This window comes from Sutterella parvirubra YIT 11816, from assembly GCF_000250875.1.
In the GTDB taxonomy this organism is placed as follows: Bacteria; Pseudomonadota; Gammaproteobacteria; order Burkholderiales; family Burkholderiaceae_F; genus Sutterella; species Sutterella parvirubra.
The window spans coordinates 1-8,729 of record NZ_JH605014.1 but is presented as its reverse complement, the minus strand read 5'-3'; the positions used below and the strand labels follow the sequence as shown (position 1 = coordinate 8,729).

General features: G+C 68.6%; 4 protein-coding genes. 3 read left to right on the top strand and 1 reads right to left on the bottom strand.

Annotated elements, in window-relative coordinates; genetic code table 11:
- From HMPREF9440_RS11575 to recD, 3 genes are all read left to right on the top strand, one after another.
- On the top strand, nt 1–1,187 hold a 1,187-nt coding region (locus HMPREF9440_RS11575), incomplete at its 5' end, for a hypothetical protein (RefSeq protein ID WP_008543727.1).
- Nucleotide 1,188: 1 nt separating this feature from the next.
- Nucleotides 1,189–5,112, top strand: coding sequence for a UvrD-helicase domain-containing protein (locus HMPREF9440_RS09525; RefSeq protein ID WP_008543726.1), 3,924 nt, complete (start codon nt 1,189–1,191; stop codon nt 5,110–5,112).
- A complete protein-coding gene (recD, locus tag HMPREF9440_RS09520) occupies nt 5,112–7,106 on the top strand; it encodes an exodeoxyribonuclease V subunit alpha (protein WP_008543725.1) in 1,995 nt (664 codons plus the stop codon). The genes HMPREF9440_RS09525 and recD overlap by 1 nt, the downstream gene beginning before the upstream one ends.
- Nucleotides 7,107–7,291: 185 nt before the next feature.
- Here recD and HMPREF9440_RS09515 read toward each other — a convergent pair.
- Nucleotides 7,292–8,729 (bottom strand): PhoH family protein (locus HMPREF9440_RS09515; RefSeq protein ID WP_008543724.1); only part of this gene is annotated, 1,438 nt, incomplete at its 5' end.

Genomic DNA, 8,729 nt, shown 5'->3' with positions numbered 1-8,729 from the left:
CCCGCGAGCGCGGGGCGGCGCAGCTCACGCAACGGATCCCCTTGACGGCCACGTCCAAAGCGAATTTCGCCGCGGCCGCCCCTTGGCGCGCGACCGACGCGACGGCTCTCGAAGCCGTCCGGAAGGCCGAAGCCGCGGGCTACCGCGCCCCGTCGGCGACCTTTGCGGACGCGGGCGTGCCGGCGTCGGCCGGGTGGGTGATTCCCGCTGAGGTCGACGGGCGGCTCACGGCGGTCGTGCCGCTCGAAGTCGTCGTCAACTACTGGAGGAAGCCCTCGAAGACCGTGCTCAAGTGCTGGGGCGTCAAGGTCCCCGAGGCGGAGGACGGGAACAGGACGGACGGGATGCTCCCCGACACGTCGCCTCTCGCCGTCTGGGGCTACGGCAACGAAGCGTTGGAGACGTTGGTGCGGGGCGAAAGCCCCGACGCCGTCAAGGCCCGTTGGAGCGCCGACCCGCGCTTCGGGCTGGTGGGCGTGCGCGAATGGGCTTGGGAAGAGTATTTCGGGACCGCGGAGAAAATCGCCCATCTGGCGGCGGCGCAGAAGGAGGGCTGGACCGAAACCGACCCCCGTACGGCGTACGTGACCCTTCCGGGGCTCTCGTGGCGGGACCCCGAACGCGGGGAACTCCCCGTCGCGCTCCTCGTCAACCTCTCGGGCATCATGACGCACCCCGAACACGCGCAGAGGCGCCGCGTCGTCGCCACGCCGAGCCGCATCGACGAGGCGGGGAAGCGCCCGGCCTACGAGGTGCTCCGGCACGCCGCGGCGGTCGCGGCGGGCGAACCGTTGGAGACGGTGTTGGTGGGCCCCAAGAAGGTGAAGAGTGCGGTGGAGACCGGGACGGTCACCTTCACTTGGGCGGCGCCCGACGGCGCGGTCGAACTCCTCACGGGCGTGACCGACGTGGTGCTCCGCGCGTTGGGGAGCGCGGCCTTCATGACGGACGGGGCGGGCGTCTCCGACGTGAGGAAGAACGACATGGACCGGATCCTCTGGACGGGGAATGCGGACCTTCGGCGCGGCGTCGATCTGCGGCAGGCGTGGATTGAATTCCTGGGGAGCCTTTTGAAGAACCCCGACCAGAACCCGAAGGCCGCGGCGCATGCGTGGCGCCGGATCACGGCGAAGCTCTTGGGCGAAGCCGTCGAGGACGAAGAAGAGACGGCCGAGGGGGAGAACTGAGATGACGACGAAGAAGAACAAGACCGCCGTGGTGGACCCGACCGATCTGGACGTGAATCTTCCGCCGCAGGACGCCGACTGGGCGTCGCTCTCTGCGGAAGCGGACATGGACGCCCTCGGCTTCCCTGAGGACGACTTGGGGCCGATCGGCGCGCCCGATGACGCCGCCTTCGGGTTGGACGACTTCCCGGAAGCCTTCCCGGCGTTCGGGGACGTGCCCGCGGAGGATTTCGGTGCGGAGACCGCGGCGCAGCCCGCCCCCGCCCCCGCCCCTGAAGAGACCCCTGAAGAGACCCCTGAACCGGCCTCCAAGCCTGCGCGCGCCCGTGCTTCCGCCCGGTCGGCGGCGGTCCACGCCTCCGTCCCGGCAAAGCCCGCCCGAGAACCGGCGAGCGATGCCGCGTTGGAAGCGCAGGCCGAAGGCGTGCGCGTCGAGCCCGCCTCGCCCGATGTCGATCCCGACAACTTCGACGTGAAGACGGCGCCGCTTTGCACGCCGACGCTCCTTGAAGCCTCGGCCGGGACGGGGAAGACCTATTCGATCAAGCACCTGGTGCTGCGCCTCGTCGTCGAGCGCAACATGCGGATCGACCAACTTCTCGTCGTCACGTTCACGAAGGACGCGACGGCGGAACTCGCCATGCGCATCCGCGAACACATGACGGACGCGTACCGCGCGCTTGAAGCCCTCATCCGCCGGGCGGCGGACGAGGGCGGTCCGGCGGACCCCGCCTCGCTCACGCTCGAACCCGCGGTCGAGCCGATCGTCAACGAGCAGATCGCGCTCTGGCGCGCGTGGGGTTTGTCGGATGAGGAGGCGCTGCGGCGCATCCGCGCGTCCCTCACGCGCTTCGACGACGCCGCGATCCACACGATTCACGCCTTCTGCCAGAAGATGCTCTCGAACCGCGCCTTCAGCGCGGGGGCGCCCTTCGGGTTTGAAAAGGGGGACGACGACGCAATCGCGGACGTGATGCGTGAGGTCGTCGAAGACTTCCTTCGCCGAAAGCTCGACGCCGAACCCGACGAGGACGGCCGCAAGGCGCTGGCGGCGCTCCCCTGGACGGAGATTCTGGAAAACTGCGTGCGGCTTCCCGCCGCGCTCGTCCCGCGCGAAATCCCCGACAAGGAACTTGACCCGAAACTGCGCAAAACGATCTTCGAATTCATCGACCGGGCGCCCGAAGCCGTGCGCGAGGCAAAGCACAAGCGCCGGATCTTCAGTTTCGACGATCTGCTCACCGACCTCTGGCGCACGTTGAAGGAAGAGAGTCCCGACGGTCGCCCGGGTCCCTTCGCGCGGTCGCTCCGGCGCGCCTTCACCGGGGTCCTCATCGACGAATTTCAAGACACCGACCCGGTGCAGTTCGACATCATGCGCCGACTCTTCATCGAGGGGCTCTCGGAGCGTGAGAAGTCCGAGCGCGCGCTCTTCTTCGTGGGGGACCCGAAGCAGGCGATCTACCACTTCCGCGGCGCGGACTTGAACACCTACTTGGAAGCCCGCGACCTCATCGACCAAATCGGCGGGCGCCGCCGCTTGGGGCGCAACTTCCGCTCGTCGAAGGGGCTCGTCGAGGCCGTGAACGGCTTCTTCGGAACAGTGACGGGCGAGGGCGCGTTCCTGCGCCGGGAGCTCGCCTACGCGCCCGTCGACGCGGGCTCGAAGCGCCCGGGGTTGGTGCGCTTCACCGACGCGGGCGTCGCCTTCGAAGAAGACCCCTTCGAGGTTTGGAATTCGCCCGTCCCCTACGGCGTCGCCGCGGACCGGAAGAACGACGGCGGCGAAGCGGTCGCGCGCCACATCGCGCGGCTTCTCACCGACGCCCGCGAAGGGAAGGTCTTCGTCCCGGCGACCGAAAAGCCCGAAGTGCCGGGAACGCGCGACGTGGAGGTGAACGGCCGCACCGTGCGCATGCGCCCCGTCGAAGCACGCGACGTCGCGATCCTCGTGAGGAAGCGCGACGCCGCCCTCGAGACGATGGAGGCGCTGACGCGCTTGGGCGTGCGAAGCCGCATCAAGCAGGTCGACGACGTGATGGATACGCCCGAAGCGCTGGAGATGGAGATGCTCCTGCGGGCGCTCCGGCGCCCCGACAACGTGAACGACGTGAACGGCGCGCGTGCGACCCGGTTTTTCGGCGAGACGCTCTCCACCATCGACGCCGCGGACGAAACCCGCCGCGTCGAGGCGCGCACGCTCCTCGAAGACGCGCTGAAGCTCTGGCCCCGCGGCGGCGCCGCGGCCGTGATCCGCGAGATCATGCGCGCACGCGACACCGTGCGCCGGATTCTCCCGACGGCCCTGGGCGAGCGCACCCTCACGAACTACGACCACCTGACCGAATTGATCCACGCGGCGTCGCGCACGCACCGGACGCCCTCGTCGCTCTGCGCCTGGTTCGAAGCGGCGCGCGGGCGCTCCGGGGGTGACGAGCGGACGCTGCGCTTGGAGAGCGAAGACAACGTCGTCTCCGTCATCACCATTCACTCCAGCAAGGGGCTCGAGTACCCGATCGTTTACCTTCCGCAAGGCGAGGGGATGACCCCGAGTTCGAAGAGCAAGTGCGCGGTCTGGCGCGTGCGCCGCGGCGGCCGTACGGTGCTCGACATCCACGCCGGGGCGGTTTCGACCGATGAGGCCCTCAAGCAGGAGGAGCGTGAAGAGCTCGTGCGCTTGACCTACGTCGCGATGACGCGCGCCTCGTCGAAGCTCGTTCTTCTCATCCCGCAGTCCCGCAAGAGCGCGAAGAATCCGGATGAGTGGATCAGCACCACGGCCTCGAACGTCTACCATCTGGCGCTTTTGGGTGAGCTCCCCGGGAATTGGACCGAGAAGGAGCGCACGGACATCGACAGGCGCCTCGCCTCGATTCCGGGCGTGCGGGTGAAGAACCTGATGGACGAGGCCCACGTGCCGGCGAGCCCGCTCGAAGCCTCGCCCGATACGCTCACGCTCTCGGTCGACCCGGCCGCGGATGTGCGCGCCCGCTGGGCGACGAGCTCCTACACGGCGTTGGCGCGCACGATCGAAGACGGGGACCTCCCGTCAAAGCCCCGGCCGGCGTCCAACCCGCCCGACGGGACGATCCTCACCTTCGGGCGCGGTCCCCGCTACGGGGACGCGCTTCACCGCGTGATGGAGCGTGCGGACTACGCGCTGATGGCGGGCGAGGGCGATGCGGCTCAGGAGGTCCGCATCGCGCTCTGCCGGGAAATCTTCGACGTGACGCTCCCCGAGCGCGGCGATGCGGCGCGCCTGAACGAACTCGCCGGCGCCGGGATGCTGAAGTCCGTCCTCTCGACGGAACTCCTCCCGGGGCTGCGGCTCGCCGACATCCCCGAAGGCGACCGCGCGGCGGAAATGGACTTTCTCCTCACCATCCACCCGTCGGTGAGCGCGGACGACTTGGCGCGGGCGCTGCAGCGCCTGGGCGCCGCCTGCGGCCGCGACTATGCGGTCGACGGCATTGAACCCCGAACTTTGGCCGGGTTCCTCACGGGCTCGATCGACTTGGCCGTGCGTGCGCCCGACGGACGCTTTTGGGTGCTCGACTGGAAGAGCAACGCGCTGGGTCCCAACGCCGCCGACTATGACCAACGGGCGCTCGCGATCGCGCTTCGCGAACACCACTACCGGCTCCAGTACCTGCTCTACCTCGTCGCGCTCCGGCGCTTCCTCGCGGCGCGTCTGGGTGACGCCTTTCGCGAGGAGATGATCGCCGGCGCCGCGTACGTCTTCATCCGCGGGCTGAACGACACGCCTTTGGTTGAGGGACGCCGCACCGGCGTCATCGTCGACCGGGTGCCGCCCGCCGTCGTGAGGACGCTCGACAAGCTGCTCCAAGCGGGCTGGAACGAAGCGGACGTCTGCGCCGCCGAAGAAGAACTGGCGCGTGAGCGCCCGAGCGAGGAGACTCTCTGATGACGACCGAAATCCAAAACCCCGCCTCGTTCGCGCTCCTCTCGGGGCTCCTGCGCGCGGCATGCCGCGACGCCGAACTCAAGGGCACCCTCATCCCGGCCGACGCGGAGGCCGCCCAAAGGACGATCCGCGCCGTCGCGGCGGTCACGTCCGACCCCGACACCCAGGGGAGCGTCTGCATCCCGTGGGCGTACGTCGAGGCGCGTGAACCGCAGGCCGCCAAGGGCCTCGGCATCCTTCGTGAGCTCGGCCTCATCGGCGACCCGGGGAGCCCCGCGCCTTGGGCGTTGGACGCCGCCGGGCGCCTCTACGCCGCGCGCTTCTTCGACGAAGAGCGGCGTTTGGCCGAAAGCCTCGCCGCGCGTGCGAAGAGCCTCACGGGCGAGGCCGCGCCCACGCCCGAAGCCCTGACGTTGGTCGGGAAGATGTGTGAGGCGCTCGGCACCGACGAAGCCCAGTCCGCGGCCGTGCGCGGGGCGCTGGAGCAGCGCCTTCTCATCGTGAGCGGCGGCCCGGGGACCGGGAAGACGACGAGCGTCGTGATGATGCTCGAAGGCTTGCTCGCCATGAAGCCCGACCTCCGGATCGGCCTGGCGGCCCCGACGGGGAAGGCCGCGAGCCGCATGCTGCAGTCGATCCGGGAGAGCCTTTCGCGCCAGCCTTTGGCGGCGCTCCTCACCGCCATGCGTGCGCTGGACGCCGGCACGTCGCCCGCGACGATGGAGGCGAAGACGATCCACAAGTGGCTCGTCACCCGCACGCCCACGGGCGAGATGCCGGGGCCGGGGAACCCGATGGCGTTGGACCTCTTGGTGGTCGACGAAGCCTCGATGATCGACATTCACCTGGCGGCGCGGCTCCTCTCCGCGCTCTCGCCCGAGACCCGTCTGATTCTTTTGGGCGACAAGCACCAGCTGGCCGCCGTGGGGCCGGGCTCGGTCTTCGCGGACTTGACGGAAGAAGAGGGCGCCTTGGCCGCCAACACCGCGGTCTTGAAGGAAAGCCGCCGCTTCGAGCGGGGCTCGATCGTGTGGGCGTTGGCTTCGGTCGTGAACCAAATGGGGATCGAGGGCGACGCGGCGGTGTCCGCCGTGAAGACGCTCCTCACCTCAACTGAAGCCGACGCCCCCGGCCTCATCCGGTCGCTCTTCGGAACGGAGGCCCCCACGAGCGCCCGGCGCTACCAGGTCGCCTGGCACGACGACGCGCCGGACCCGCAGACGGGATTGTCGGAGAGCGTGCGCATGTGGTTGGACGCCTCGATGGAGCCCTACCTTGAAGCGCTCGCCGACTGCACGGACTTCTGGCAGAAGCACCGCACCGCGGTGCGCAAATCCCGCGGGACCTACGCGGACGGGAAGCTCGCCGCGGAGGAAGAGAAGCTCGTTGGCGCCCTTTGGCGCGCTCTGGAGAGCTTTCGGCCGCTCGCCGCACAGCGCGAGGGCGAATCGAGCGTCGCCGCCTTGAACCGCTGGGCGGAGGGGCGCGTGACGGCGCTCCTGCGCCAAAAGGGCGCGTTGGACGAGCGCTTCCCGCTCACGCACTATGCGGGCCGCGCCGTGATCGTGAGGAAGAACGACGACGTCCTCGGGGTCTTCAACGGGGACGTGGGGATCGAACTTCCTTTGGGGACGAACGGCGTCGCCGACCCCGACGCGCCGCCGCGGTTCGTGACGTACTTCGGACGGGCGGAGGGCGAAGGCGTGCGCGTCCCCTCGGCGCTTTTGCCTGAGCACGACACCGCGTTCGCGATGACGATCCACCAGTCGCAGGGGTCGGAGTTCGCCCGCGTGGCGGTGCTCCTTCCCGCCAAGCCCGATTCGGCGCTCTCGACCCGCGAGCTCCTCTACACCGGCATCACCCGCACGAAGGCCGAGGTGACGGTGTTCGGAAGCGAAGAGGCGCTCGCGCGAAGCGTGTCGGAGCCGACCCGGCGCTTGTCGGGTCTCGCCGACCGTATCCGGGAGGCCTGCGCGGGGGCGAAGGACGTCTGACGACCGTCTCGGAGATCCCGATCGGGCGCGCACATGTGAGTACATTCAAGCGTGTGCGCACATCGGGGTGATCACATCAGGAGGAAGTCCGGCTTCGCTTCAGGCCGAAAGAAGGAAAAAGCCCGCGGGCCGAGAAGGCTGCGCGGGCTTTTCCGTGAAGGGCTGCCGATCCTGCGGCTCGGCGCTCAGAGCGCTTCCGCGGCGAATTCCGCCAGACGCGAGCGCTCCCCTCGGGCGAGCGTGATCGTGGCGGCGTGCGGCCACCCGGCGAAGCGCTCGACGACGTAGGTGAGGCCCGAGCTCCCTTCCGTGAGGTAGGGCGTGTCGATCTGGGCGATGTTCCCGAGGCAGACGATCTTCGTCCCCGGACCCGCGCGGGTGATGAGGGTCTTCATCTGCTTGGGCGAGAGGTTCTGCGCTTCGTCGATGATGACGAACTTTTGGAGGAACGTGCGCCCGCGCATGAAGCTCATCGACTTGATGCGGATGCGGTTGCGGATGAGGTCCATCGCGGCCTGGCGGCCCCAGTCGCCGGAGCCGTCCGACTTGTGGAGGACCTCGAGGTTGTCTTCCAAAGCCCCCATCCAAGGCGCCATCTTCTCTTCTTCCGTGCCGGGGAGGTACCCGATGTCTTCGCCCACGCTCACCGTGGCGCGCGTGACGATGATCTCAGAGAAGCGCCGCTGGTCGATCGTCTGCGCCAAGGCGGCCGCGAGCGTCAGGAGCGTCTTCCCGGTGCCGGCCTGCCCGAGGAGCGTCACGAAGTCGATCTCGGGGTCCATGAGGAGGTTGAGGGCCATGTTCTGCTCGGCGTTTCGCGCCTGGATGCCCCAGGCCTTGTGCTTCGAGCGGAAGTCTTTCAAGAGGCGCAGCTTCACCGTTCGGCCTTCGACCGCGGTGACGATCGCGGCGAAGGCGTCGTCCCCTTCGATCGTGACGCACTCGTTGACGTTCCACTTCGAGGGCTCGTCCGTCTCGAACGCGTAGCAGGTGGCGCCGCCGTCGTTCCAGCACTCGAGCCGACCCTTCACCTCGTCCCAGAAGGAGGCGGGGAGTTCCGAGCGGCCCGTGTACACCATGTCGGTGTCGTCGAGGATCTTGTCGTTGAAGTAGTCCTCGGCGGGGATCCCCAGCGTGGTCGCCTTGATGCGCATGTTGATGTCTTTGCTCACGAGCACGACCGCGTGCCCGGAGAAGGCTTCCATGGCACCTCCGACGGTGGCTAGGATCGAGTTGTCGCCCTTGATGCCGGGGAGCCCGGGAAGGGGCTTCGCCATCGGCGTCGTCTCGAAGAAGAGGCGCCCGCCCGCTTCGATGTTCCCGAGGAGGTTCAAGGGGACGCCCTTCAGGATGTCGCCGCCGTTCAGTTCAATCAGGTTGTCGAGCGTTCGCGAGACCGTGCGGGCGTTCCGCGCCACGTCGGTGAGGCCCTTCTTGTGGTTGTCGAGCTCTTCCAAAGTCGTCATCGGCAGGAAGACGTCGTGTTCGGCGAAGCGGAAGAGCGAGAGCGGATCGTGCATGAGGACGTTGGTGTCCAAGACGAAGAGCTTCGGCTTGTCCTCGGGCGTCACGATGCGGCCCCGGCGGCCCGCGGCGCTTCGCGTCTGCGGGTCCGTCGAAGGG

What these genes read in the sequence shown, in the direction of transcription:
- HMPREF9440_RS09525 (WP_008543726.1), top strand. Translation starts at nt 1,189, where the DNA reads ATGACGACGAAGAAGAACAAGACCGCCGTGGTGGACCCGACCGATCTG.
- recD (WP_008543725.1), top strand. Translation starts at nt 5,112, where the DNA reads ATGACGACCGAAATCCAAAACCCCGCCTCGTTCGCGCTCCTCTCGGGG.